At 50.9% G+C, this 776-nt stretch carries 1 rRNA gene; it reads right to left on the bottom strand.

Going from position 1 to position 776, the window contains the following annotated elements:
* Nucleotides 1-776 (bottom strand): 23S ribosomal RNA (locus HMPREF2647_RS00020); the annotation flags it as partial.

The raw sequence follows: 776 nt of genomic DNA, 5'->3' as shown, positions 1-776 counted from the left end.
GGGTTAGAAAGCCAACACAGCTAGGGTAGTATCCCACCAACGCCTCCACGTAAGCTAGCGCTCACGTTTCAAAGGCTCCTACCTATCCTGTACAAGCTGTGCCGAATTTCAATATCAGGCTACAGTAAAGCTCCACGGGGTCTTTCCGTCCTGTCGCGGGTAACCTGCATCTTCACAGGTACTATGATTTCACCGAGTCTCTCGTTGAGACAGTGCCCAAATCGTTACGCCTTTCGTGCGGGTCGGAACTTACCCGACAAGGAATTTCGCTACCTTAGGACCGTTATAGTTACGGCCGCCGTTTACTGGGGCTTCGATTCGTAGCTTCGCAGAAGCTAACCACTCCTCTTAACCTTCCAGCACCGGGCAGGCGTCAGCCCCTATACATCACCTTACGGTTTAGCAGAGACCTGTGTTTTTGATAAACAGTCGCTTGGGCCTATTCACTGCGGCTCTTCTGGGCTTGCACCCTAAAGAGCACCCCTTCTCCCGAAGTTACGGGGTCATTTTGCCGAGTTCCTTAACGAGAGTTCGCTCGCTCACCTTAGAATTCTCATCTTGACTACCTGTGTCGGTTTGCGGTACGGGCACCTAATCTCTATCTAGAGGCTTTTCTCGGCAGTGTGAAATCAACGACTCGAGGAAACAATTTCCTCTCCCCATCACAGCTCAATCTTAAGAGTGCCGGATTTGCCTAACACTCAATCTCACTGCTTAGACGTACAATCCAATCGTACGCTTCGCCTATCCTACTGCGTCCCCCCATCGATTAAAAC

The sequence above is a fragment of the Staphylococcus sp. HMSC035D11 genome (genome assembly GCF_001836075.1).
Taxonomy (GTDB): domain Bacteria; phylum Bacillota; class Bacilli; order Staphylococcales; family Staphylococcaceae; genus Staphylococcus; species Staphylococcus hominis.
The sequence above is the reverse complement of the archived record's forward strand: the minus strand, read 5'-3'. Positions and strand labels throughout refer to the sequence as shown.